Below are 23,301 nucleotides of genomic sequence, written 5' to 3' on the forward strand. Positions count from 1 at the left end.
ATTTTATGTCTCAGTAGCATTATCATCCTCATAAAGATATGGAAAATTATTTTTGAAATCGATAAAAATGAGGCAAACTATTGTTACTAAAAGCGGAAGGGACGAACAAGATTGAAACCAATGTTACCAACCTTAACATTTGAGATACCTGAAGGGAAAGAATGGAAATATGAAGTGAAATATGATGGATTTCGGGCGCTGTTGACATGGAATGGACAACTTGAACTAAACAGTCGAAACGGAAAGCCGCTTTTAAGTTTATTTCCTGAAATAAGTGAGTTTTTAAAGAAAGAACGAAAAAAAATAAAACCTTTTCTCCCGATGGTCTTTGATGGTGAAATTGTCTTTTTAGAGAACGATTACAAGTCAAACTTTAACCATGTGCAAACACGAGGGAGAATGCGTTCTCAACCGAAAATTGCCGAAAGAGCAGAGCAATTTCCTTGTCGTTTACTCTTATTTGATGTCATTGTTCTAAAAGGAAAAGATGTTCGTTCTATGCCCTATTCTAATAGAAAACAATTGATGGAGTCTTTTTTTCAGGAGGTAGGTTTACCAACACGCCCGGATCTAAAAAACAACAAGCTCGTTCAAATGGTACCTTATTACGATAGCTACAAAACGATTTGGGACAACGTCACTCTATATGATGGGGAAGGAGTCGTCGCCAAAAAAAGCAATAATGTATGGGAAGAAGGAAAACGAACGACGACATGGCTGAAACTGAAAAACTGGAAGTATGTCTCATGTTTCATAACCTCCTATGAAAAATCCAATGGATACTTTTATGTAGGAGTTTATGAACAAAACAAAATCGTTCCTATAGGACAATTTCTATTTGGTATTACACCAGATGAAAAACAAGCTCTCTACCGGACATTAAAAGAGAATAAAATTAATGAAGATGAACAATTTGTTTACGTAACTCCGGCGATATGTGTTCAAATCAAGTATTTGGAGTTCTATGAGCAACAGTTACGCGAACCCCATTTTGACCAATTTCGGTTTGACTTGCAGCCAACGGACTGTACATATGAACGATTTCTACTGCAGCAAAAAACGCTTCCAGCTGCAATCGAGATCACACATCCGAACAAACCGTTATGGGAAAAACCTCCGATTCAAAAACATGATTATATTCATTATTTGAGAGAGATCGCACCACATTTTTTACCTTTTTTACGAAATCGTTTACTTACTGTGATTCGCTATCCTCACGGTATTTTCGGTGAGTCCTTTTACCAAAAGAATACCCCTGATTATGCACCACCATTTGTTGAAACGAAATTAGAGGATGGAATTAACTATACAATTTGTAATAATTTACAAATACTACTATGGTTAGGCAATCAATTGGCGTTTGAATTCCATATTCCCTTTCAGGCAATCGGAAGTACAGGACCAAGTGAGATCGTCTTTGATCTTGACCCACCCTCAAAAGAAGATTTTCATTTAGCCATTAAAGCAGCATTAATGATAAAAGAAGTTACCGATCATTTAGAGTTAATAAGCTTTATAAAAACTTCTGGAAATAAAGGATTACAAATTTATCTCCCTCTCCCAGACAATCTCTACTGTTACGAAGATACAAGATTATTTACGTCTTTCATCGCTGACTTTCTAGTCTCTAAGGATCCAGATTCTTTTACGATCGAACGGATGAAAAAAAATCGCGGGAATCGGCTTTATATTGATTATGTTCAGCATGCAGAAGGAAAAACGATTATTGCCCCCTATTCATTGAGGGGAACTTCAATGGCTACCGTTGCAACCCCATTGTTTTGGGAGGAAGTTTCTGAAAACCTTACAATTGAACAATTTCAAATGCCACAAATCATTCCAAGACTAAAATCAAAAGGAGATCCGTTTCGAGATTTCTTTCAGGCAAAAAAGGAACAGCGCTTCGATGCCGTGCTGCGATTTTTAAAAGGAAAGTAACTTGCTTCTCGTAAAATGGAACTGCTCAAGATTTTTATTGTAACAAGAAGTGGAGGCAAAAATGGAGCTTCTGCAAGAGTCAAAACCCCAGCGGGAGACAGAGCAATGATTGAAACAAGAACAACTTCCCATACTTACTCTTGCGCTCCATTCATTTACCATATATTTTTCAAATACGCCGCTACTTCTTCCTGAAGCTTTGTGTATTGCGCTATTTCTTTCGAGAATTCCTGTTTCGATGTACATGTAAATGTAGATGGAGAATGTAAATCGACTTTTACTTTTGTTTCATAAACATACGTTGCGTTGCCAATTAAATCAATGGTGTAAGAGTCCTCTTTTTGATGGGCGACACAACGAACTTTTCCACCATTATTAAGGACCTCGACCGGTTCTTCCAGTTTATTCAACCCATTTAGGCAGCTCACCAATGTGGAGGCTGACATCGCTGTCCCGCAGGCGTTCGTAAAACCTACCCCTCTTTCAAATGTACGTACGTATATTTGATTTGGCTTTATCGATTTTACAAAGCTAACGTTGACACCATCTGGAAAGAACTTGTTTGGACCGTTCACATATTCGCTTAATTCCTTCTGCACATTTGAGTGAATCATATCACTATCGACAATCGTAATTAAATGCGGATTGGGAACTGCGACAGCGGTAAATATGAGTTCTTCTGATAATGCTGGAATCGGTTCATTGATTAATGTTGTTTGCTCAATCTTTAAAGGAAGATCCTGAACTTGAAAAGAAATTGGTGATATTTCCACTAAATAAGTAGGAATCTCAGGAAAAATATCCGCTTCTTTCCTCACAGCTAAATCTGCTTTCATCGTTTCGATTAAGACAGACTCCTCATTCAGTAGTTCGCAAACATATCTCGCCACACAACGTAGTCCATTGCCGCACATAGATGCTTCTGAACCATCCGCATTAAACACGCGCATTCTCCCGTCTGCTCTCTCACTTTTCATGACAAATAAAATTCCATCTGCCCCTAGCTCTGTCTTACGATTACAGAGGGCTATCGCTAGTTCTCTCCGCTCCTTTTCCGAAAAGGAATATGGATGTGAAATCTCATCTATTAACAAAAAATCATTTCCTGATCCATGACATTTGAGTATCTTAAATTCCACTTACATAAACCCCCACTAATTCATATTTTTCGAAGTACTTAAATCAAAATAGACGTGTGCTGTCGTAAAATGACAAGCTTTTATTTACTGTAGCATACATATTTGTCTGTCATTTCAACACAGTTATCTTGAAGATTATGAAATTCATTCCATTTCTAATTGTATTTTAAACAGTTTGATTGATCATGCATTTTTTTGCTTACCTTAGCTCTGATTCCATGTAAAACGTGAGAGAATCCAATGTTTTTCACGAAGTGGATCAAAAATCAACAGAATCATAAATATAGCCTATCTTAAAATGAGACGAATCGCCATAAATAATTTCTACAAAACCCATTGACTTTCTTTTTTCATTAAATGCTCGGACCACGTTAATGATTCAGCATAAATTTTAAATAAATCCTTTTCTTCTATTTTTAAATCCCTGCACTTTTCGCGGATTCCAACCCAATGAGCTTTCTCCACCGCAGTTACTAAATCAAGAACATCTTTAAGGGGATTTTGAATTCCAGATAACGCATCAGATAAGTCATCATGTAATGGTAAGTTCTCGATCATTTTTTCCATCGGCACTCCCGCAAGCCTGTCCATGAGAGAGAACAAACCTAGAGTAAAGTAAGTTGACGGTGCTTTTTTCTTTTTCTTCAGCTTTTCAATTGACTCGCACATTTTTGCCCTCGTCAATGATAAGTGAACGACTTCCTTAGCACAGTCATTTTTAGCTTTGTCTTTTTCCCGAACTGATAACACATATAGCCATTTCTTAATTTCCATCAATCCTAACATCATAACAGCTTGTTTAACAGAATATATTTTGTGCTTTGTTCGACTGTATTGTGAGTTCACAAGCTTTAAAAGCTTATAAGATAAGGATACATCCTTCTCAATAAAATCGGAAATGACGTCCATATCCGTTTCATTTAAGATAATCTCATGTAACTGCTCATAATGGGCAAAGAAATACGTTGGGATGTCATAAGTCGAAATAATTGATGGTTCAGCAAAGAAATATCCTTGAAAAAGCTCATAATGATATCTTTTTGCTTCTGCAAACGCCTCATCTGTTTCAATTTTTTCTGCAAGAAGTTTAATTCCTCTTTCTTTCGCCCGTTTCTCAATTTGCCTCCTTGTCCTTTTTGAAGTTAAAAGAAAATCAACTTTAATAATATCTATATATTGAATTAATTGCTCCGAATATAGATTCCCATTTTTCAATACTACATTATCTAAAGCGATTTTGTAGCCTAAACTTTTCAGTTCACTACAAATAGCCAGAATCTCCTCTGTTGGAAAAGTAGCTTCTGACAGTTCAACCACAATTTCTTGAGGTTTAAAATAGGTTGGTAAACCGAGAAGTAAAAGTTTTTTCGTGAAATTAATAAAACAAGGCTTTCCATTGGAGAGCTCTTCAATTCCAATATTTAAAAAGCTATTAATAATGACATCTGCAGTTGCTCGATCACCATCTATGTTGGGAAAAGAGTTTTTCAATCCACTTCGATAAAAAAGCTCGTATGCAATATGTTCTCGCTTCTGATTTAAAATAGGCTGCTTGGCAACAAATACTTCCATTCTTCACCCCTCCGACAATTGGATCTTTGTTGACAATAGTCATTTTAAAGAATGATTTTTGATAATACTGTCGAAGTTTGTATTTCACGAATATTTTTTCTACTTTTTTTTGCAAAGGATTTGTTATATGTCAGATTTTTGGCTCATTTTCTCTCTGATTCCATGAAACGAAAGGATAAATCTCGTTTTCCCCTTTCGTTTCATGGAATCAGAGAACCTTTCAGTATAACTGAAAGGCGTGTGAAACCAAGGTTTCACACGAAATGAGGCAAAACTCATTTTTATCAAAAGATATTGTTTAACAAAGCCATTATTTTACCTTAAGTGAGAACGGCATCTCCTTACAAAAAGCAAAATGAACAGCAAAGCTATCTACTAAGGAAGAAGAATCATTTCTTTGTACATCATTTCTTTACTCATTTCACCAACAATCTTTCCTCTGATAACACCATCCGAGTCAATAAAAAATGATGTAGGATATGAAAGGATTTCATATTGCTGGGCCACTTTACCGTTTTCATCCATCAAAATCGGAAAGGTTAGTTGGTAATGGTCTACAAATTGAACAACGTCGCTCCTTTTTTTTTCAGTGTTCGTCATATTTACAGCAAGAACGACGAAATCATCGTCACGATTCTCTTCATATAATTGTTGCATATCAGGCATTTCTTTTCTACATGGTGGACACCATGTTGCCCAAAAATTCAAAAGAACCTTTTTTCCCTTATAATCATCTAAGGTTACATCTTCACCATCAAGAGTTGTTATGGCAAAGGAAGGGGCTCTTTCCTCTTTCTTCACCCCCACTGGCAATGAATCAGGATCTGCAATCTTTTCATATTGCTCACCACTCACTTTGTCAGAGTCATCACTGCTTTGCTTCAAAATTGTCCGATCGATGATAAACAGAAGTATAACGATCGATACGAATATGAATAAAAATTTCTTCATTAGGTAACTCCTTCTTTTCTAATTCGTGAGATTTTACGATGTTGTGTAAATCCTTTTTTAAACCAAAATTCCGAGCATTTCTTGAGGTATATGGTTCGTTTATAGAAAGCAAAAAATAACTTATTTACATTTAACCGCACGGCACACATATTTATCGTTTTCTATTCTACTGAATTCGAAAGAAGGAAGCTATCATTTTATCTTCAATGGTTGCGGTAGCGATATATTTTCACTAGGAGGGCAAGAACTATGGATCTTTCCTCCTCAGATAAATCATCATCAAAGGACAGAACAGGAGTATTCGCATCTTTAAAAAATGCATCCCATTCTAAAGGCATCCACCCTTTTCGTACCCGTCCAATCGTCTCTTTATTGGTATTTTTAAATTGAATATCCGTAAATAAACGTTCTGATTGAACGATAATCGAAAAGGCTTGATCAAAAAATTGAATATTATATTTATTTCGTTCCTGCTCTTCAATTTTTACGCGTAAATCTCCATTACTATCATATACATTTGCACGATCCCTCTTCCATTGTACCTTCATTACTAATTCATTATTTACATTATACAACCCATACTCTGCCGGAATAAACCGATCAAGAAAATAGGGAAGAAACCATCTAAGCTTCAAATAACGAGCGTCCCTTATTTCACCTAATATCGCTCCTTTAGGGCTGAATAGAAGCATCCGCAAAGACGGTGCAGGCATAAACATGAGCAAATATTTATCTTTACTACGGAGCGAAAGGTTATCATCTTCAGGTACACTTTTATCAATTTCAAGAGAGCGATCATGATTAAGAAGATATGATTGATAAGAGACCAAACTATATAAAATAAAGGGAAGTGCAGTCCACACCACTTCTTTTCCATGTGATAAAATGGACAATGGAATGACGACAATCATGACTGGTATAAGTGCAGCAATACTCCCGTTTAAATAAGTAATTGCTGCAAAACGATAATATTGTTGTATACTCATTACAAAATCTCCTCTTTTATTCGGTATTCATTATTTTTCTCTTTGCTTTGTTATATAGCGATGTTGACTTTTTTCGTATGAAACGTCCGTTCACGCGAAATAAGCCAAAAAATGTTTTATTAACAATTCTGTTTAAGCAAGCTTTTACTTAAGTGAAAACGGGCGTTTTCCCTTTCTTTTAAACCATCCTATCAAACTATGAAGAAATCTTTTGATTTTGCCTTCCCATGATGCAGGACCAAGAATAAAGCGATTAACAAGGAATTCTATTAACTCCTCGAACAACACTAGTATCAAAAACAAGATCATGATGACTAGTATCCATGTCCACATTTGAAAGACTCCTCCCTATATCTAGTTAAACCTCTTCTACTAAATCTATATTCGTTTTCCTCTTATTCATGCTTATTTTCTCTGAAGCCATTTGCTTTTCTTAACTATCATTTTCCATATTCAATAGAAAAAGTCTAGGAATTGCCTAGACTTTTTCTATCGAATTAATCGGAATACGAATGGAATTTTGTAAATTGTACCTTCGTATGCTTTGATAGCCGCTACAATCGAAAAGAGGAAATACAATACCCCAACAATCCAGATTGTAAGAAAGCCGATAAGGACAAGCATCAACAGTGTACTTATGAGCGAGTAGACTCCATAAGAGATAAAAAAATTAAAATATTCTCTTCCATAATAATCTACATATGTCGAGTCCTCCTTTTTCAGCAACCAAATGATTAACGGACCAATAAAAACAGTAAAAAAACTAACAACAAATATGAGTGCTGCAAATAATCGCTCATCATGACTTGGCATAATAAAGCCTCCTTTAGGTTTAGATGAAAACGTTAAGATTTCCCTATGAATGGCAATCTGCTCTTGAGTGCAAATTTTAAATTGGCAAGCACCCTTTCCACACTGATCAATTGAGTAAAAATGGGCATCAATGAAATAAATCTCTATTGATATTGTGACCAAACTGGACAAAGCTATGTTCATATGATTAGCACTTCCATATTACATGTTTATCTTTATGTTCTTGAAATGGACATCATGAATACATTTATAAAAGGACAACTTTAAAAAGGATGATGATCATAGTGATGTCAAAACTAGAAGCCTTCGTACTCGGCATTATCCAGGGGCTGACCGAATTTATTCCCATTTCCAGTACAGGCCATCTTTACTTAGGACGACATGTATTCGGATTAGACGAAGCTGGATTATTCCTAGATACGATGCTACATGTAGGTACTTTGCTTGCTGTTCTCGTTGTCTATAAAGATGAGCTCATCCACATCATAAAAAATCCATTTGGAAAACGCTCATCATTACTAATGATTGGAACGATTCCTGCTGTCGTTGTTGGCCTTCTTTTAAATGATTTATTTGATTCCATCTCCAAAACTGGTGTCACAATTGGCTGGGAGTTTTTATTCACGGGATTTATTCTCTGGATGGCAGATGGAGTCAAAAAAGGAGCCAAAAAAATGGACAACATTACTTATGGAGACGCACTTTTTATCGGAACTTTTCAAGCTGCTGCGATTTTTCCAGCTGTTTCACGATCGGGCTTAACAATTGCTGCAGGGCTATTTAGGAATCTGGACCGAGAAACTGCTGCCTATTTCTCTTTTCTTCTGTCCATTCCCACAATTTCTGGAGGCATTGTACTGGAATTGGGAGATCTGGTATCGGGAAACATTGAAGCAGTAACGCTTGGAAGTCTAATCGTTGCAACCATTTCTTCGGCACTTTGCGGATATTTTGCAATCGTTTGGATGATCAATTTTTTGAAGAAACGTTCATTAAAGGTTTTCGCCGTATATGTATGGATTTTAGGTTTCACAGTATTAATATTTCAGTTGACCGGCTTTTTTTAGGAGTGAGTTTTCATGCATGAAATAATCTCGAATATATTCGAATTCCTCTCTGCCCTTGGCTATTTTGGCATTTTATTTGGTCTTATGATTGAAATTATTCCCAGTGAAATTGTCCTGAGCTATGGTGGGTATTTAATTGGTACCGGACAAATTCACTTTTTCGGAGCTCTTCTTTGCGGAGTAATCGGAGGGACGCTCGCCCAGTTGTTTTTATATTGGTTAGGCGCTTACGGAGGGAGGCCTTTTTTAGAAAAATACGGAAAATATATCTTAATACAAAAAAAACATCTTGATGCAGCCGAATCGTGGTTCCATAAATATGGTACTGGAGTGATCTTCTCCGCAAGGTTTATTCCCGTTATCCGCCACGCTATTTCTATTCCCGCCGGCATAGCAAGGGTGCCTCTTGCCCATTTTACATTGCTGACGATAGGTGCAATGATTCCGTGGACGATATTATTTCTCTTGTTGGGAATCGAATTAGGGGAACATTGGCAAAAGATTGAACAATATTCGCGTCCTCTTATTTTGCCGATAATCGGGTTATCCATTGCCGGAGTTATTCTTTATTTTATGTTTACATTTCTCAAAGAAAAAGGAAAAAAATCTTAAAGATTTTTCATAAAATATCTATTTCCTTTTTCAAAAAAATCTTGTATTATACAGAAAGAATACTGATCATATCAAAACAAAAAAGCAATAGGGAAGGCAAATGGTGCGCCACCACTCAAAGATATTTCATGAGCTGGTTCTAGTGGGTTCGATTCCCACCCCGAAATTTTTTAGCAACATTATAAAAAATTTCGAGGGTGGGTCTTAGTCTTTTTATGCGTAGAATAAGACTGTCCTCAATTATGGAGGGAATTATTCATGCTTAAAAAACGAGAACTTCAAGACAGTCATGCATTATATGAGTGGATGATACACCCCGATGTCTTCCCTTTTGTTCGTCATAAGGCCAGCTCGTTAGATGAATTCCTGTTCCTCACAAAGCAAACCATTGAAGCTGAGGAACGAGGAGAGTTGATATCACGTACAATTCTAGACGAGTGGGGAAATCCGATTGGAACCATTAATTTATTTGACATAAAAAACAACGCAGGGTTTCTAGGAACTTGGCTAGGAAAGCCTTTTCATGGCAAAGGCTATAACAAGATCGCGAAGGATGCTTTCTTTGAAGAAATTTTTAATAACCTCAACATCGAGACGGTCTACATGCGGATTCGCAATGAAAATATTCGTTCTCAAAAAGCAGCTGAAAAGCTTCCTTATGTCATCCATGCCAATGAAACACGCCAAGAAATTTTTGCACAATTAAATGTTTCAGAGCAGATTTATAATTTATATGAAATTCCAAAGGATCTATATACACTCCATGTATTGCGACATGGATATGTAAAGCAAGATGCAAATCATTTATTAGAAGCATAATAAAAACCAGCCGTTATTACGCACGGATGGTTTCAGACAGTCGACAAAAGGTATTGTGAGACACTCTCTCGGTACCTTTTGTCAATTTTTTTTGCAATTGCGGACAACATCCGTTGATTTCTGCTCCAGGAACTTGCTTCCCGAGGGGGCGGGCGGTGAGCTTCCTTGGAGAGTCTCTCCTGAGGGCACTCACCTGTTCCCGTAAATCAGGCCACTGAAAAGGGTTTCATCAGTCTTTTTTTTGCAGAACCTCGAGAGTTGTCGTCCTCTGTTCTGTCAGGGTAGAAACAAATGACGTTGGTTTCCGGCACTTTGTTTTATTGGCGCTATTAATCGGATGCGGATTGAACTCTTGCAGACTTCATTTGTTCCAGAATTGGAAGCTTATTTGGACTGGAGCCTTTCTCGCTTTAACCGTTCGTACACTGGGATGGAAATGAACATTTTTCACAAATCGATGAAGCGATACGGACATGTTCACCGCTCCAGCAAGCTTAGTGGAAGAAAACTGCCTGAAGTTTTGGAGCTGTGGCTGTTTGTGCTAGTCCACAGATTTACTCGTTAAATGGATGATCTAAATACAAAGAAAGCAAAGGAAGAAAAAGAGTCATTTATCTTCCCTTGCCTTATTGTGTTAAAGGATTTTAGTTAACTCTTGTTAATCTTTTTTTTCCGTCATCTGAAGATAAATATTACGTAATACATATGCTTTGTATAGTTCCAGCTTTTTTCTCTCTACCGGATGATAGTAAACGCCAAGCTCTTTTAGTTTTTGGACATACCAGCCCTTTGACCCTTGATAAGCCACCTTCATTCTCCTCTCAAAAGCGCATGTCCTTACACTATATGTAAAAAATATCACCTGTATGTTTAAAAATTGCGTAATTTCCCTTATTTTAGTCACCTAGTATGATATAATCCATTCTTATAACAGAAAATTTCTATTTAACGAGGTATACATATGGATCAAACTTATAACAAAAAGCAGAAAGGCAAACTGCTCATACAAATTCTTATTCCTATTTTGGTTACTCAATTTGGCATGTTTTCCATGAGCTTCTTTGATACAATGATGTCGGGTAGATTTAGCCCAAATGATTTAGCTGGAGTTGCTATAGGGTCTTCGATTTGGGTTGCTGTTTTTTCCGGCCTTAACGGAATATTATTAGCAGTTACCCCCATCGTTTCTCAACTAATCGGAGGAAAAAGAGAAAATGAAGTTGCTTATAATGTTATTCAAGCAATATATTTAAGTTTCGTGATAGGATTGGCTGTCATTATTATTGGAAGCTTTTTATTAGATCCTTTGCTTAATATGATGAGTCTTGAGGACGAGGTCCGACGGATTGCCATGGATTATTTAAAAGCCCTTAGTTTTGGAATACTGCCATTATTTATCTATAATGTACTTCGTTCTTTTATCGATGCATTAGGAAAAACGCGGGTTTCAATGCTTATCACATTATCGGCTCTTCCTATAAATGTAATCTTTAATTACTTCCTTATCTTTGGAAAACTTGGCTTACCAAAGCTTGGAGGAGTTGGAGCCGGATATGCATCTGCTATAACCTATTGGCTCATCATGGGAATTGCCTTTTTCGTTACAGCAAAACATTATCCGTTCTCATCCTTTCAATTGTTTAAAACCGTCCATCGCATATCAATAAAAAAATGGAAAGAAATTTTAATAATCGGTGTTCCAATAGGTTTTTCAATGTTTTTTGAAACTAGCATTTTCTCAGCAGTCACTTTATTAATGAGTGTTTTTGATACAATCACGATCGCATCCTACCAAGCTGCGGTCAACTTTGCCTCCTTTTTATACATGGTCCCGCTAAGTATCTCAATGGCTTTAACAATCTTAGTTGGTTTTGAAGCAGGGGCAGGACGATTAAAGGATGCAAAAGAGTACAGTTGGATTGGCGTCTCACTCGGAGTGATGATGGCGATTTTTTGCGGACTGATCTTACTTATTTTCCGATTTGAAATTGCTAGTTTTTACACAACAGATGCAAAAGTATTGGAATTAACAGCACATTTCTTATTATTTGCCCTTTTCTTTCAATTATCGGATGCAATTCAAGCCCCTATTCAAGGAGCGTTAAGAGGGTATAAAGATGTGAACATGACCTTGATGATGTCACTGATTTCCTATTGGATAATCGGCTTGCCAGTTGGCTATATATTAGCGATGCATACATCGCTTGGCCCTGTTGGCTACTGGATTGGCTTAATTAGTGGATTAGCTGTTGGCGCACTCACTTTAAGCATGAGGCTTATTTATATACAGAAGCAAAAATTCAAACAGCTTAAACAAATATAAAAAAAAGCAAAGGAAAAAAACTAGTTGTTTTACTTCCTTTGCTTTATTGTCGTTTAGAAAATAAATGATTTCTTGTTGTATAAGAGCTATTAACGCTAGCAGTCGTTTCTAGTTCTCCCCCTATTGATTGTTGCCCATCACATGGATGCCTTCATCACAGCTAAAAGTTGACATGCTTTACTTTTCCAAGAACATCTTTTGCTCCTGTAATGGGGATAATCCCTCCTGTGATAAAACTAGATTCCTCCATTACTAAAAAAGAGATTACCCTTGAAATGTCTTGGCCTGTACCGGGGCGTCCAATTGGCGTATCCTTGTCAAATACATCAAGGGCATCGCCGATTCCTCTCTCTTTCCACTCACCTGTAATATCACCTGGACAAACCATATTTACGGTAATACCATTTTCCGCTTCTTCTAACGCTATTGTTTTTGTTAAAGAAGCCAGTCCCGTTTTAGCCGCTGCAAAAGCGGAGCGATACATCCATCCTGGTGCCGATTCAACTCGATCAAAACCAACAGTCACGATGCGCCCCCATTTTTGCTCCCTCATTTTCGGAATTAACGATTTTGATAAATAAAATACTGCATTTAAATTCCCGTTTATTATGTAATTCCATTCTTCAAAAGTGTACTCAACCATCTCTTTTCGCTTATGCATATAAGGGCCAGCATTATGAATAAGGATATCAATGGTCGGAGAAAAATTCAGAGCGGTTTCCACCAGCTTTATGCAATCTTCTTCTCTCGTAAGATCACCCTGTACGATAATGTTCTTTATTCCGTATGAATGTAACTCATTTGCAAGCTCTTTCGCCTGTTCTTCACTGCTTCGGAAATTAATAACCAGGTTAACTCCACTTCCGGCGAGCTCCAACGCCGTTCTTTTCCCGATTCCCGTTGCTCCACCGGTTATTAAGGCGGTTTTTTGTTTCAAAATGACTAACCTCACAATATGAATATACTTTATATAAGTTCCTTTCATGGTGCAATTCATGAATGGAACCTACCTCTATACTAAAAAGAAATTGAAAGATATGCAAACATTCCGTCCATTTCTTTGCAACTTTGTATTCTCTACACTGTGAAAAAAATAACCCATCCCATTTTTTTGCATACGATGATATTGTACTCTACTGGCAAAAAATGATCTTTATCGCTCTTAAGCGGAAAGGAAGAACCAAATGTTTCCATGGAATTTAACTCCGTTTAATAAAGATACAATAAAAAAACTACAGCAAATGCAACCAGAAGAAATTGAAAAGTATGTAAATGAAATGCTCGGGAAAATGATGCCAGCAGAAATGCAAGAGATGAATTTTACAAAAGGAAGTAATCCGTTTAATATCTCTGCACAACCAACTACTCAGAAGTTCAATCAACTGGAAGCAAATGTATTTGAAACGCATGATGATGTGTATGTTATCATCCGAGTCAAAAATAAAAATAGCGTTCATAATATGCGAATATTCCATACTTCCAATCAACTTATCATTGAGCATTTTCCCGAAGCTGAGGATAAACATACCATTACGCTTCCAGCGATTGTGAAGAGAAAAGGTGCGAGGGCCTCTTATAAAGAAGGGACCCTCGAAATTAAACTGCCAAAATCAATCCATTTACAATATACAGAGATTGATATTCGCGAATATGAGTGATTGCCGGGAATGTTCAATTGTTGGTCTAAAAACCACTAACTAATTAGAATGACTCGATCATTCCCCTTCATGACCATCTTCACTATGGTCAGCTGAATGTTCATCCTCTGAATGATTCATATGAGTAGAGGAAGGAGACTCTTCTGGTTCACTTGCTTCACCGATAACAAATTCTTTTTTCGGCATATTATGCATATCTCTAGCTGTGACATGTGATATAACATAATAAGTTCCCTCTTCTGAAAAAGTTTTCTCGAGACGGTAAATCCCCTTTTCTGCATGTTCTATTTCAACCTTTTCATGCTCTTCGTCATGGGCTCGCCATATCTCAAATGTAACTTCATTGGCATCTGTTACGTCTTCATCGCCATAGGTAACTTTTGCTTCAATCGTTACTGCCTCTCCTGGTTCAGCTTTTTCTGGTGCTACGGTGAGCTTAACATCTAAGATTGGAAGCTCATTCTCTTCATTTTTCTCTTCAGAACATGCAGTAAGCAGAATAGCGATCATAAAAAAAGCCATGAAACCAATAAATTTTTTTTGCATTATGTATTTCTCCCCTATTCGAAAATTTTCAACTGTACTTACTTAAGCATTCATACCCATTATATCGTTCAAAAAAAAGGAATCTGTGAACGAATAGTGAACTTTTATCAAAAAATCGGCAAAATGGACAAAATAGCAACTTATGTCCTACTGCCCTTCGTGTTCTTCCATCACCTTAATATGTAACGCAATAAGTTGCGTTTTTATGTCTTCACAAAGCGAAGAACGATTGATTCTTTTTATCGCAAAGTAAAATTTTTCATGAAGCCCTTTACGAATTCGGGGATGCGAATTTGCATCGTCAAGCTCCCTGCGAATAGCATCCAATAAAGTATTCTTACTATCTTTTTCGACTTGTAAAACACGATTATTCCAAAGGGAACGATATTGTCTTAATAGTTCATCATAATTGAAAACCACTTTCCATCCCCCTTTTTAAACAAAAGTGATTATTACGGAGCAAGAAAGGTTATCGTATGTCTGTATCGATTCTGGGCAAAATAAAATAAAGACATTAAGTGAATTGACGTATCGATTTCTTGCTTTCCATCAAGTTTAATCATATCCAAAGCTATCATATTTACCAAGGTCAGGGACAACTCGAACAATAGATATTTAACTATAACATAGCCCAATGAAAGGAGAATGTAAATGAATTCACCTTATTGTTGTCCAAATTGCAAGACAAACCGAAGTCGTTTCAATGTTATTAAACAGGAACCACAGTATGTAAAAATGGATCCACGGACTGGTAACGTATTAGAAGAGTATGAAAGTGAACAATTGAGCCCCTTCCATTTAGCATATAGTGGTCCAGACATTCGTGTTCAATGTGCGGCATGCGGCTTAATTGAAGATGAACTCACCTTCATTAAATTTGGTGAGAAAAATAACGCTTGAAAAAACGGAATCGCTCAGATTGTCGACAAAAGGTAGTGCGAAGCCCTTCTCGCTACCTTTTGTCATTTTTTTGTTTAGGAATGGTGGGAAAAAGGCTGATTTCCGCTCCGAGCGCTTGCTTTCCGGGGGGCGGGGGGTGAGCTCGGCCCCGCCCGCGAAAAATATTATAAAATTAAATAGACCGTAGACAAACTCGAAATTCTCGAGTTAGTCTACGGTCTGAACGCATGAAAAAACTCAGGCGCTATTTTTTCTTTAATTCTACAATCCCATCTTCAAAAAAATCTTCTACAAATCGCTGCGCATCAATTTTCCAACCTTCCGATGGCAAAAATCTAAATAAATGAATCTCTCCATGACTATTTTTTCCTCCAACATCCGCACTATACCAGTCAAGCTCAATTGGCACTGAAAGCTGCAATTGAGAAACAAGGTCTTCATCTGGGAGCTGAGGCATATTTTTAATCATGATCATTTCTACTTTTGATAAGGATTTTCCCCATGTTAAATTCTGAATCGTCACCATATCAATAATTTCTTCGTCATCTTCTTTAATGCCTGCAATAAATGCACTAATTACCTCATGCGGGTTTGCCGTTTGCAAATGTTCGTATATTCTCCCCGCCGCTTTAAAAATCATTAATTTATGAGATAAATCCATACTATTGCTCCGATGAGTCGTACTTCCGTAAAAATGGATGCAAAAATGACCGGGAAAATTATTTTTCAGCGCTCCTGCTCCATGCGGCATTCCATGCATAGAAGCTGCAATTTGTTGACCCTTATATAAAACGATAATTGCCCTTCGTTTCCAGCTCCATTGACCTTGATAAATTTCTTTCATGATTTTCGTATCACTTCTTGTTAATGGTTGTACATCTGCATGCCTGTTGCCTGCACGTCTTTGAACATTAAATTCCATTCCAGTTATGACGTCACGTACTGTGAACTTCGTATACTTTGGCAGCAGAGGATTTACCTGATCCCATGGAATTAATTCAATTTCATTCGGCATATGTTTTTCAGCCGATACATGACGCTGTCCCCCAATAATCATAAGTAGTAAAATCAGTACCTTAAAGGTTTTCATAATCACTCACTCATTTTCAAAATTTACATATTGTGAGTTTTCCCCTTTTGAACTAAGAGCATGCATCAAGAATGATTATCTTCAACTTTCTCCTCCAGCATTTCTTCGATAATTAACAAAATTTTGCGCTTTATCCCTTTAATGTCATAGTCAGTAAAATAGCCGATTTTTTGAAAAAGATCCATTTTGCAGCGCCAAATTGGAATATAAGCATTAGGATAATATTCTTCATCTTTTTCAATGCCAACCTCTATAAATGATTGATAATCATCATCATATATATCGGAGGATTTTGCCATCTTCCCTTTAATTGTCCGAGTAAATTCAATTAATAATTGAAGATCGTAGTTCTGAAACTTCTTTTGATACTTATTTTCAAAGTAAGCACAAACTTTTTCACACTCTTTTTCAAATTCGACAATTTTTTCTTTAAACTGATCATCGAAATTTACAACTTGTTGCAAATCATCACCTACTATTACTTGCTCTTTCTCTAAAAAGTCATTTTAGCCTATTTCGTACCCGCTTACAAATATTTTACAAAAATGTTTTGTCTAAATGAAAAAACCCTCCATATTTGGAGGGCTCCGAGTAAAGACAAAGCTCAAAAATATTAGACGGCAGTTACCTTCAGGCTGATTGAAAACGTTTGTCTTTCGAGGCGCGAAGCCTTGGGAAGAGCGGAGTTACCATAGTAGGTAATGAGCACTGGACAAGGTGAAGCAACAAAGAAAGCGAGCGTTTGTCAATAGCCTGAACCCTCCATATTTGGAGGGCTCCGATTATAGTTGTTCTTTTAATAATTCAACTGCTTTTTGGATTTGCGTATCATTCTCGTTAATAAGCTCTCGCAACTTTTCCATAAGTCTTAAAGAAGTTTCACCTGTTAAAATTCCCGTTGCTTCCAATTGTTGTTCCTTTTGGAATTCGATTACGGCAGCTTCAGTCTTATCATCGAAGAAGCCATCTTCACGGCCTGGATCATATCCAAGTGCCTTTAACATCGACTGCGCAGATTTCACTTGAGCAGATGAACTAGAAAGCTGCAATTCATCATTCGGGTTTAAGATCGTCAATGTTGAATATTCAGGCAATGCCACTTCGTAGTCAGGACTGATCCCTTTTTCATGAATCCAGTTACCCTTTGGCGTTAACCATTTCTCTGTAGTAAATTTAATGTTTGAACCATCGGCAAAGTCTTGTGCTCTTTGTACAGTTCCTTTCCCAAATGATTTTTCTCCGACTAACGGCACTTCTGCTGATTCACTAACTGCTGCTGCAAGAATTTCCGAAGCACTCGCACTTCCTTTATCAATGACGACAACTAATGGAACAGACGCGTTATTCTTATTATTTGACTTTACCTGTTCAATATTGCCATCCCTGTCCTCAACTTGGAATAAAATATCTCCTTCCGGAACAAAAAGATTAGAAATAGCGATTGCTTGATCCAATAGTCCACCAGGGTTTTGTCGCAAATCTAAAACTAATCCCTTCATACCCTGATTTTGCAATTCGTTTAAAGTTTCAATCAATTCCTTTGATGTATTTTCAGAGAATGATGTGATTTGGATTTTTGCAATTTCTTCATCAATCATTTCACCATATACTGTCTCAATCGGGATTGTATCACGGACAATTGTGATCATTAAATGATCTTCAATGCCAGGTCGCTCTATTTCTAACTCAACCTTTGAGCCCTTTTCTCCTCTAATTAGCATAACCGCCTCAGTAGAACTCATGCCTTGAATACTTTCCCCATCTACTGATAGAACCTTATCCTCTGGACGAATGCCAGCTTTTTCTGCTGGGGAGCCCTTCAAAGGTGAGACAATGACAATATTGCCATCCCGTTCTTGTATTTCAGCACCGATTCCTTCAAATGAGGAGGAAATACTTTGATGAAAGTTCGCCGCCTCCTCTTCATTCATATAATCAGAGTAAGGATCATCCAATGATTCAACCATTCCGTTAATTGCACCATTTACTAATGTATTTTCATCCACTTCTTTATAGTAGCTTTTCTTTATCGTATCGAAAGCTGTATACAGCTTTTCAAATTCTTTTCTCTCACTTATCACCGGTACTGCCTTTTCATCACCAAAGGCAAGTGCAAATGTTGTAATACCTGCTGATAAAAACACAACGAAGAACAAGAGCATGACGAAATGAAACTTTTTCATCTGAATGAACCCCGAATGGGAATGGTTTTCATTCGACTCTTTATTCAATTCTTCATTTTCCAATATTGTCACCACTTTCATTTCCTTAGAATCCACGCGCCTAGGGCACTGCAACAGCTTAAAAAACCCTTTACTATCTAGCATAACATTTAAATCAATAAATTTACAAAGAAAAAAGTGGGTGAAATTAAAACGAACATTGTTTTTATTTTCCCCCTTTTCGATATTCAATTATTATATAAAGAAAATATGAACAAATTGTGACTTGATTTAAATTTTCTCGACAAGATTAAAATACTCTTCTAATGTTAAGCCTTTTTCAAACATGGCAGTGGCTACTTCAATTCCGACATAGCGAAAATGCCAAGGCTCATATTGATAACCGGTTATTTCTTCTTTTCCTTTCGGGTATCGCAGTATAAAACCAAACTTATGTGCATTTTCAGCTAACCACTTGCCTTCCTTCGTTTCCTCAAATTTCTCAATTAACTCAAGGTTAATACTTCTACTTGATATATCCATCGCTAATCCAGTTTGATGTTCACTGGTCCCCGGTATTGCTACAACAGTTGCGGCAGCTTGTTCACCGACCTGATTTGCTTTTATGTCAAATAAATCGGCTTGACGATCATAAGAACGATAACCGGAAACGGCAAAAATCTCTATTTTAGCTTTTTCTGCTGCCTTAAACAATAACTCAAGATGTTCCGCTGCCTCTTTTCTCATATAACTTTTTTCAATGTCAATATCCCCAAAAGAAAAAGGCACCTTTGGTCGCACCAAGTCCTCTGGAGCATAATGATCCGGAAGAGCAAATTCTTTATTAACTAGAGCCATTATATTCAATGGATTTTGAATAACTAATTTCCCATCAACCTCTTTGATCTCATTAAAAAATTGCGACTCCAGAGTTAGGCTTTCGGTTGTTGCCTCTTCTTCCTCTTTCTTCTCTCCTGCATTTTCTGCCATTTCTTCGTTCTCCTCAACTCGATGTCCCCCATCGCTTTGGTTCATAAACGGGATTTTATTGACGAGGGCATCAAATTGACTACAACCACTTATAAGTAGAATGCTGCATAACATGTATAAAGTTAATATATTTTTTTTCATAGTAACCACCAATGCTTCAATGAATTAATTCTTCAAACTAAAGACAAATTTATTTTACATGATTGCTCGCTGAATAAAAAGGCAGCTTCACACACAAACACAGTGAAGCTGCATCTGAACTTCTTAGAAGGCTTTACTTTATTGCTGCTTCAAGAGAAACCTCAATCATTTCGTTAAAGGTGGTTTGTCTCTCCTGAGCAGTTGTCTCCTCCCCAGTTAATAAATGATCACTAACAGTTAAAACGGAGAGTGCATTTCGGGCAAATTTAGCCGCCAATGTATACAGTGCAGCTGTTTCCATTTCAATAGCAAGAATTTGATACTTGGCCCATTTTTCATGATCCGCATTATCATTGTAGAACATATCTGCCGTAAATACATTGCCCACTTTAAGATTTAATCCCTTTTCAAGACCGACATCATATGCTTTTTTTAATAGCTCGAAATTCGCTGTTGGGGCATAATCAATTCCACCAAACGTTATGCGATTCATTTGAGAATCAGTAGAAGCCGTCATGGCTAATATAACATCTCTCACTTTTACATCCTTTTGAATCGCTCCACATGTACCAACTCTTATTAAGTTTTGTACATTATAGCTTTGCATCAGCTCATTAACATAAATGGAAATGGAAGGAACCCCCATGCCTGTTCCTTGTACAGATACGCGCTTACCTTTATATGTTCCAGTGTATCCAAACATATTACGCACTTCATTATAGCAAACAGGATTTTCTAAAAAAGTTTCCGCTATGTATTTTGCCCTTAACGGATCACCTGGTAATAAGACTGTCTCAGCAATTTCATTTTCCTTTGCACCAATATGTACGCTCATGAAAAATCCTCCTTAACCTTTATGAAAAATAAGTATAACATGTACACCAGCTTTCTTGTCCTATTATAGCGTTAATTTTATTGTTTGTAGAGTCATGATTTTTCAATACGAATGATTCAATTTTGATTGGGGAAAAATAAGACGAATGTTATAAAGGAGGAATGCTTCTTGCCTAAAGAAAAAATGAGTAAAAAGCTTGAGCAAGCCGTTCAGCATGCAAATGAAACAAATCCGTCCTCGAGATCAAATACAGAGCCTCATACATCCTTAACAATTAAAAAACAGCATAAAAAATAAGCCGAAGGAGGCTATCATGGGTAAAAAACATAGAAGTCGCATTAATCAACCGAAAAAGAACAATCATATTCCCGCTGAGCAGATCGTTGCTGAACAAGAAGCGCATGAGAAGGAATATCGAGCAAAAGATCGAAAAAATACTTAATGATTAAAAACTTCCTTTTGTATTTCTCACCTTGAATGTAAAATGAGAAAGGACTGTTTTTAACAGCCCTTTCTCATTTATTGCATATTTTTTCGTCAGATCATTTCCTCACTCATATGTCTTCTACTTCTTCATCAATAATGCATTTAGCTAACAAATATTCAAAAGTAATATCTGCAAGCTCTTCCACTTCTCCATCCGAAGGAGCGTATCCTCTCCTTAGTAATTCTTGGAAGAAAAACTCTGCAATTTCATCAGTATCAATAAATACTTCAATTTCCTTCACAGAATCGCCCCCTTTGTACAAAATGTATGATGACAATATCCCTTTCATTCTTATTTAACTAGAATTTTCCGTATGTCTACAACCTTCCTCTTTAATTCTTGGTCATATTTCTATATTGGACAAGCATAGAATGAAAAAAAGGAGGCTTTTAAAATGATGAATATTTCAAAAGCATTTGAGACGTGGAGAAAAGATTTGAATGAGGACAACAGCTTGACATTGCGCTTTTTTGCAAAAATAACCTCATGGCAATTTAAATTTACTTTGTTGTTAGGTATACCTATTCTCTTAAATTTATTATTCTTTCTTTAAGTGTGATCGTGGCTATTGATGAAGCGAGCGGGAATTCCCTACAATTAGCTTCAGTTTTCGCACTACCATTCTCATTATTTGCTTGTATTCCTCGTCTTGAAAGAACTCATAGAGTAGCAGATAATCATTATAAATATCCAACAATGCATCAATCAGTTGACTTCGCTCTTTTCGCTCTTCAAGAAACTGTTTTTCTGCCTTTCGATATAATGATGTTGTACTTTGTGACTCTAATGGTTTCTTTTTATTGGCGAAAAATAAAAGACCCGACTTTTGAATGAACATCTCTGCGTTTTCTGCATCAGCCACTAAGGTCAATTCTTCATCACCCGCTTCAAGCCATTCTCCATCTTTTATTCTTGCCAGCTCATAAATTACATCTTCCCATGCATCTTCTTTATATCTCCAAATCTCCGTTCTGAAACCAACTATTTTAAACAAATCAGAACCGTATCCTTTAACTTGGACAAGATCTCCAATGAAATAGCGATACTCGATATCAATTCGCTCTTTTTCAGTAATGTTGCCTTCATATTCGGATAAATTTTGGAGACTGGATTCCATAAACAAACCTTCACTCCCGTTTATTCCATAAACATGCATACCATCAAGCCATTTAACATCTGTCACCTTTCCAACCGTACCGTAAATCGTGATCACGACTGTATCACCGACCTTAAATTTTGGTTTTTTCTTTTCTTTCATTGCCTCCATCTCCCACATGATGAGTCGTGAATTAGTTACGGTATTATATGCTCAATAAAAGCAAACCGTACTTTAGGTAAATATCATAAGAATCAATAATTCCCCCGATTTTTTTAAAAAAAAGCAGGATAATTAATTATTTTAAAGAATATATATATAGAATGTATACAAATGTATACATATTATAAAGGAGGTTTTCATTTATGGAACAAGATTTTCGTAAAAAAACATTTCGTGGAGCAAAAATTGAAGACATTATTTCAGAATTAGAGAAATTAAGTAGTTTATGTGATGAAAAATCACGAAATAGCGAGGAATTAACTAGACAACGTTTTTATGAAGGAATGGCTATAGCCTATACGACGGTCGCAGTAAAAATGAAAAATGATTTTGATTATATTGAACCTAAATTAATTGACGAGCTTTATAACGCTTTAGAAAAAACCTCAATGCCCAATAGCAGTAGTGATTTGTCCCATATAGACAATTGTTCATTCTGTGGAAGAAGTAAGCAAGAGGTAGGAGAGTTAGCCCTTGGCCCTGGAGTATCCATCTGTAAAGAATGTTTAGAATTTGGTTCAGAAGTAATCAATTCTCCTTCTGTCGACGGCTGAAAAATAAGGAACCAGCTTTAAGCTGGTTCCTTATTTTTCAGCATATATTATCTCATCTCTTTTCAGTAGAAAGGTAAATCTCCCATGCCTCATCAAATACAACCATGCTTGTTAAATAATGACCGTTTAACTCTAAATAATTACTTAATTCATCGTAATCCTCACTGTTTTTAGGAAAACTATGATCTTCATATGCAGCATTGGCGAAAAGGTTGATGTCATTTTGCGGCTTCGGATGACGATATTTCATTAAAAAATGATAGAACGATTTCAACATCAATTTGCTATCTCCTTTTTTGCTTCAATTTTGTCTATTACTATAGCTAATTACAAGCAATTCGTCCATAAAAAAGGAGCAGTTAGAAAATGACCAAACATACACTTAAACGCAGGGGAATTA

The 23,301-nt window shown here is 36.6% G+C and carries 29 protein-coding genes; 11 read left to right on the plus strand and 18 right to left on the minus strand.

Annotated features, from left to right (window positions below):
- Positions 1-111: 111 nt before the first annotated feature.
- Positions 112-1,938 (plus strand): DNA ligase D, encoded by a 1,827-nt coding sequence (locus FCJ93_RS05765; RefSeq protein ID WP_137743119.1) that lies wholly within the window; start codon positions 112-114, stop codon positions 1,936-1,938.
- A gap of 155 nt (positions 1,939-2,093) precedes the next feature.
- Here FCJ93_RS05765 and dapF read toward each other — a convergent pair whose 3' ends face one another.
- The 6 genes from dapF to FCJ93_RS05795 form a co-directional block, all read right to left on the minus strand.
- Positions 2,094-3,077, minus strand: coding sequence for a diaminopimelate epimerase (gene dapF / locus FCJ93_RS05770; protein ID WP_095306387.1), 984 nt, complete (start codon positions 3,075-3,077; stop codon positions 2,094-2,096).
- A gap of 324 nt (positions 3,078-3,401) precedes the next feature.
- Positions 3,402-4,649, minus strand: coding sequence for an EAL and HDOD domain-containing protein (locus FCJ93_RS05775; RefSeq protein WP_095306388.1), 1,248 nt, complete (start codon positions 4,647-4,649; stop codon positions 3,402-3,404).
- Positions 4,650-5,024: 375 nt separating this feature from the next.
- Entirely contained in the window at positions 5,025-5,600 is a 576-nt protein-coding gene (locus FCJ93_RS05780) for a TlpA disulfide reductase family protein (protein ID WP_095306389.1), read from the minus strand.
- Between the two features lie 203 nt (positions 5,601-5,803).
- Positions 5,804-6,586 (minus strand): LURP-one-related/scramblase family protein, encoded by a 783-nt coding sequence (locus tag FCJ93_RS05785; protein WP_137743120.1) that lies wholly within the window; start codon positions 6,584-6,586, stop codon positions 5,804-5,806.
- Positions 6,587-6,730: 144 nt separating this feature from the next.
- Positions 6,731-6,919, minus strand: coding sequence for a hypothetical protein (locus FCJ93_RS05790; RefSeq protein ID WP_095306391.1), 189 nt, complete (start codon positions 6,917-6,919; stop codon positions 6,731-6,733).
- 156 nt (positions 6,920-7,075) lie between these two features.
- Positions 7,076-7,399 carry a DUF4870 domain-containing protein gene (locus FCJ93_RS05795; protein WP_137743121.1) on the minus strand — a complete coding sequence of 108 codons (324 nt, stop codon included), beginning with the start codon at positions 7,397-7,399 and terminating at the stop codon, positions 7,076-7,078.
- A gap of 287 nt (positions 7,400-7,686) precedes the next feature.
- Here FCJ93_RS05795 and FCJ93_RS05800 point away from each other — a divergent pair, with 287 nt between their 5' ends.
- The 3 genes from FCJ93_RS05800 to FCJ93_RS05810 all read left to right on the plus strand — a co-directional run bounded on the left by FCJ93_RS05800 (position 7,687) and on the right by FCJ93_RS05810 (position 9,897).
- A complete protein-coding gene (locus tag FCJ93_RS05800) occupies positions 7,687-8,466 on the plus strand; it encodes an undecaprenyl-diphosphate phosphatase (protein ID WP_095306410.1) in 780 nt (259 codons plus the stop codon).
- A 12-nt stretch (positions 8,467-8,478) separates the two neighbouring features.
- On the plus strand, positions 8,479-9,078 hold the full coding sequence (locus FCJ93_RS05805; RefSeq protein WP_095306393.1) for a DedA family protein: 600 nt from the start codon (positions 8,479-8,481) through the stop codon (positions 9,076-9,078).
- Between the two features lie 258 nt (positions 9,079-9,336).
- On the plus strand, positions 9,337-9,897 hold the full coding sequence (locus FCJ93_RS05810; RefSeq protein WP_095306394.1) for a GNAT family N-acetyltransferase: 561 nt from the start codon (positions 9,337-9,339) through the stop codon (positions 9,895-9,897).
- A 658-nt stretch (positions 9,898-10,555) separates the two neighbouring features.
- Here the strand turns inward: FCJ93_RS05810 and FCJ93_RS05815 are convergent.
- Positions 10,556-10,711, minus strand: coding sequence for a DUF2639 domain-containing protein (locus tag FCJ93_RS05815; protein ID WP_373315026.1), 156 nt, complete (start codon positions 10,709-10,711; stop codon positions 10,556-10,558).
- A gap of 147 nt (positions 10,712-10,858) precedes the next feature.
- On the opposite strand from FCJ93_RS05815, the gene FCJ93_RS05820 reads away from it, so the two are divergent.
- The gene (locus tag FCJ93_RS05820; RefSeq protein WP_095306396.1) at positions 10,859-12,220 is read left to right on the plus strand and encodes an MATE family efflux transporter; all 1,362 of its coding nucleotides are present in this window, start codon (positions 10,859-10,861) and stop codon (positions 12,218-12,220) included.
- A gap of 160 nt (positions 12,221-12,380) precedes the next feature.
- Here FCJ93_RS05820 and FCJ93_RS05825 read toward each other — a convergent pair whose 3' ends face one another.
- Positions 12,381-13,157, minus strand: coding sequence for an SDR family oxidoreductase (locus tag FCJ93_RS05825; protein ID WP_095306411.1), 777 nt, complete (start codon positions 13,155-13,157; stop codon positions 12,381-12,383).
- A gap of 247 nt (positions 13,158-13,404) precedes the next feature.
- On the opposite strand from FCJ93_RS05825, the gene FCJ93_RS05830 reads away from it, so the two are divergent.
- Complete coding sequence (locus tag FCJ93_RS05830; protein WP_095306397.1) at positions 13,405-13,878, plus strand: Hsp20/alpha crystallin family protein; 474 nt, start codon at positions 13,405-13,407, stop codon at positions 13,876-13,878.
- Between the two features lie 57 nt (positions 13,879-13,935).
- Here the strand turns inward: FCJ93_RS05830 and FCJ93_RS05835 are convergent, their stop codons facing one another.
- On the minus strand, positions 13,936-14,424 hold the full coding sequence (locus FCJ93_RS05835; RefSeq protein ID WP_095306398.1) for a FixH family protein: 489 nt from the start codon (positions 14,422-14,424) through the stop codon (positions 13,936-13,938).
- Between the two features lie 147 nt (positions 14,425-14,571).
- Positions 14,572-14,844 (minus strand): hypothetical protein, encoded by a 273-nt coding sequence (locus FCJ93_RS05840; RefSeq protein ID WP_137743122.1) that lies wholly within the window; start codon positions 14,842-14,844, stop codon positions 14,572-14,574.
- Between the two features lie 231 nt (positions 14,845-15,075).
- Here FCJ93_RS05840 and FCJ93_RS05845 point away from each other — a divergent pair, with 231 nt between their 5' ends.
- On the plus strand, positions 15,076-15,324 hold the full coding sequence (locus FCJ93_RS05845) for a DNA alkylation repair protein (RefSeq protein WP_095306400.1): 249 nt from the start codon (positions 15,076-15,078) through the stop codon (positions 15,322-15,324).
- A 244-nt stretch (positions 15,325-15,568) separates the two neighbouring features.
- Here the strand turns inward: FCJ93_RS05845 and FCJ93_RS05850 are convergent, their stop codons facing one another.
- From FCJ93_RS05850 to deoD, 5 genes are all read right to left on the minus strand, one after another.
- Positions 15,569-16,414 carry a hypothetical protein gene (locus tag FCJ93_RS05850; RefSeq protein WP_137743123.1) on the minus strand — a complete coding sequence of 282 codons (846 nt, stop codon included), beginning with the start codon at positions 16,412-16,414 and terminating at the stop codon, positions 15,569-15,571.
- Between the two features lie 65 nt (positions 16,415-16,479).
- Complete coding sequence (locus tag FCJ93_RS05855) at positions 16,480-16,878, minus strand: hypothetical protein (protein ID WP_095306402.1); 399 nt, start codon at positions 16,876-16,878, stop codon at positions 16,480-16,482.
- Between the two features lie 318 nt (positions 16,879-17,196).
- The gene (locus FCJ93_RS05860; protein ID WP_170211216.1) at positions 17,197-18,678 is read right to left on the minus strand and encodes a lmo1851 family serine protease; all 1,482 of its coding nucleotides are present in this window, start codon (positions 18,676-18,678) and stop codon (positions 17,197-17,199) included.
- A gap of 189 nt (positions 18,679-18,867) precedes the next feature.
- Positions 18,868-19,707, minus strand: a complete 840-nt coding sequence (locus tag FCJ93_RS05865) for a M15 family metallopeptidase (RefSeq protein ID WP_137743124.1) — start codon at positions 19,705-19,707, stop codon at positions 18,868-18,870.
- A 133-nt stretch (positions 19,708-19,840) separates the two neighbouring features.
- Positions 19,841-20,542: a purine-nucleoside phosphorylase gene (gene deoD / locus FCJ93_RS05870; protein WP_095306405.1), complete on the minus strand. Its 702-nt coding sequence runs from the start codon at positions 20,540-20,542 to the stop codon at positions 19,841-19,843.
- Between the two features lie 168 nt (positions 20,543-20,710).
- Here deoD and FCJ93_RS25610 point away from each other — a divergent pair, with 168 nt between their 5' ends.
- Positions 20,711-20,839 (plus strand): hypothetical protein, encoded by a 129-nt coding sequence (locus FCJ93_RS25610; RefSeq protein ID WP_268951564.1) that lies wholly within the window; start codon positions 20,711-20,713, stop codon positions 20,837-20,839.
- A 16-nt stretch (positions 20,840-20,855) separates the two neighbouring features.
- Positions 20,856-20,984, plus strand: coding sequence for a hypothetical protein (locus FCJ93_RS25615; RefSeq protein WP_095306406.1), 129 nt, complete (start codon positions 20,856-20,858; stop codon positions 20,982-20,984).
- Positions 20,985-21,096: 112 nt separating this feature from the next.
- Here FCJ93_RS25615 and FCJ93_RS05875 read toward each other — a convergent pair whose 3' ends face one another.
- Complete coding sequence (locus FCJ93_RS05875; protein ID WP_095306407.1) at positions 21,097-21,270, minus strand: YozD family protein; 174 nt, start codon at positions 21,268-21,270, stop codon at positions 21,097-21,099.
- A gap of 153 nt (positions 21,271-21,423) precedes the next feature.
- On the opposite strand from FCJ93_RS05875, the gene FCJ93_RS24795 reads away from it, so the two are divergent.
- Positions 21,424-21,582 carry a hypothetical protein gene (locus FCJ93_RS24795; protein ID WP_170211217.1) on the plus strand — a complete coding sequence of 53 codons (159 nt, stop codon included), beginning with the start codon at positions 21,424-21,426 and terminating at the stop codon, positions 21,580-21,582.
- A gap of 12 nt (positions 21,583-21,594) precedes the next feature.
- Here the strand turns inward: FCJ93_RS24795 and FCJ93_RS05880 are convergent, their stop codons facing one another.
- The gene (locus FCJ93_RS05880; protein ID WP_137743125.1) at positions 21,595-22,287 is read right to left on the minus strand and encodes a hypothetical protein; all 693 of its coding nucleotides are present in this window, start codon (positions 22,285-22,287) and stop codon (positions 21,595-21,597) included.
- A 203-nt stretch (positions 22,288-22,490) separates the two neighbouring features.
- Between FCJ93_RS05880 and FCJ93_RS05885 the strand changes: the two genes are divergently transcribed.
- On the plus strand, positions 22,491-22,901 hold the full coding sequence (locus FCJ93_RS05885; RefSeq protein ID WP_095306412.1) for a ClpX C4-type zinc finger protein: 411 nt from the start codon (positions 22,491-22,493) through the stop codon (positions 22,899-22,901).
- A gap of 52 nt (positions 22,902-22,953) precedes the next feature.
- On the opposite strand, the gene FCJ93_RS05890 is transcribed toward FCJ93_RS05885, so the two are convergent.
- Positions 22,954-23,175 (minus strand): YozE family protein, encoded by a 222-nt coding sequence (locus FCJ93_RS05890; RefSeq protein WP_170943513.1) that lies wholly within the window; start codon positions 23,173-23,175, stop codon positions 22,954-22,956.
- Positions 23,176-23,301: the final 126 nt, after the last annotated feature.

This window comes from Robertmurraya siralis (genome assembly GCF_005502275.1).
GTDB lineage: Bacteria > Bacillota > Bacilli > Bacillales > Cytobacillaceae > Robertmurraya > Robertmurraya siralis.

Excerpts from the sequence above, each read along its gene's own strand:
- FCJ93_RS05815 (WP_373315026.1), bottom strand. The coding sequence starts at position 10,711 with ATGAAGGTGGCTTATCAAGGGTCAAAGGGCTGGTATGTCCAAAAACTA.
- deoD (WP_095306405.1), bottom strand. The coding sequence starts at position 20,542 with ATGAGCGTACATATTGGTGCAAAGGAAAATGAAATTGCTGAGACAGTC.
- FCJ93_RS05790 (WP_095306391.1), bottom strand. The coding sequence starts at position 6,919 with ATGTGGACATGGATACTAGTCATCATGATCTTGTTTTTGATACTAGTG.
- FCJ93_RS05865 (WP_137743124.1), bottom strand. The coding sequence starts at position 19,707 with ATGAAAAAAAATATATTAACTTTATACATGTTATGCAGCATTCTACTT.
- FCJ93_RS05845 (WP_095306400.1), top strand. The coding sequence starts at position 15,076 with ATGAATTCACCTTATTGTTGTCCAAATTGCAAGACAAACCGAAGTCGT.
- FCJ93_RS05810 (WP_095306394.1), top strand. The coding sequence starts at position 9,337 with ATGCTTAAAAAACGAGAACTTCAAGACAGTCATGCATTATATGAGTGG.
- FCJ93_RS05800 (WP_095306410.1), top strand. The coding sequence starts at position 7,687 with ATGTCAAAACTAGAAGCCTTCGTACTCGGCATTATCCAGGGGCTGACC.
- FCJ93_RS05850 (WP_137743123.1), bottom strand. The coding sequence starts at position 16,414 with ATGAAAACCTTTAAGGTACTGATTTTACTACTTATGATTATTGGGGGA.
- FCJ93_RS05785 (WP_137743120.1), bottom strand. The coding sequence starts at position 6,586 with ATGAGTATACAACAATATTATCGTTTTGCAGCAATTACTTATTTAAAC.
- FCJ93_RS05795 (WP_137743121.1), bottom strand. The coding sequence starts at position 7,399 with ATGCCAAGTCATGATGAGCGATTATTTGCAGCACTCATATTTGTTGTT.
- FCJ93_RS05820 (WP_095306396.1), top strand. The coding sequence starts at position 10,859 with ATGGATCAAACTTATAACAAAAAGCAGAAAGGCAAACTGCTCATACAA.
- FCJ93_RS24795 (WP_170211217.1), top strand. The coding sequence starts at position 21,424 with ATGATGAATATTTCAAAAGCATTTGAGACGTGGAGAAAAGATTTGAAT.
- FCJ93_RS05775 (WP_095306388.1), bottom strand. The coding sequence starts at position 4,649 with ATGGAAGTATTTGTTGCCAAGCAGCCTATTTTAAATCAGAAGCGAGAA.
- FCJ93_RS05860 (WP_170211216.1), bottom strand. The coding sequence starts at position 18,678 with ATGAAAGTGGTGACAATATTGGAAAATGAAGAATTGAATAAAGAGTCG.
- FCJ93_RS05885 (WP_095306412.1), top strand. The coding sequence starts at position 22,491 with ATGGAACAAGATTTTCGTAAAAAAACATTTCGTGGAGCAAAAATTGAA.
- FCJ93_RS05830 (WP_095306397.1), top strand. The coding sequence starts at position 13,405 with ATGTTTCCATGGAATTTAACTCCGTTTAATAAAGATACAATAAAAAAA.
- FCJ93_RS05880 (WP_137743125.1), bottom strand. The coding sequence starts at position 22,287 with ATGAAAGAAAAGAAAAAACCAAAATTTAAGGTCGGTGATACAGTCGTG.
- FCJ93_RS05835 (WP_095306398.1), bottom strand. The coding sequence starts at position 14,424 with ATGCAAAAAAAATTTATTGGTTTCATGGCTTTTTTTATGATCGCTATT.
- FCJ93_RS05780 (WP_095306389.1), bottom strand. The coding sequence starts at position 5,600 with ATGAAGAAATTTTTATTCATATTCGTATCGATCGTTATACTTCTGTTT.
- FCJ93_RS05805 (WP_095306393.1), top strand. The coding sequence starts at position 8,479 with ATGCATGAAATAATCTCGAATATATTCGAATTCCTCTCTGCCCTTGGC.
- FCJ93_RS25615 (WP_095306406.1), top strand. The coding sequence starts at position 20,856 with ATGGGTAAAAAACATAGAAGTCGCATTAATCAACCGAAAAAGAACAAT.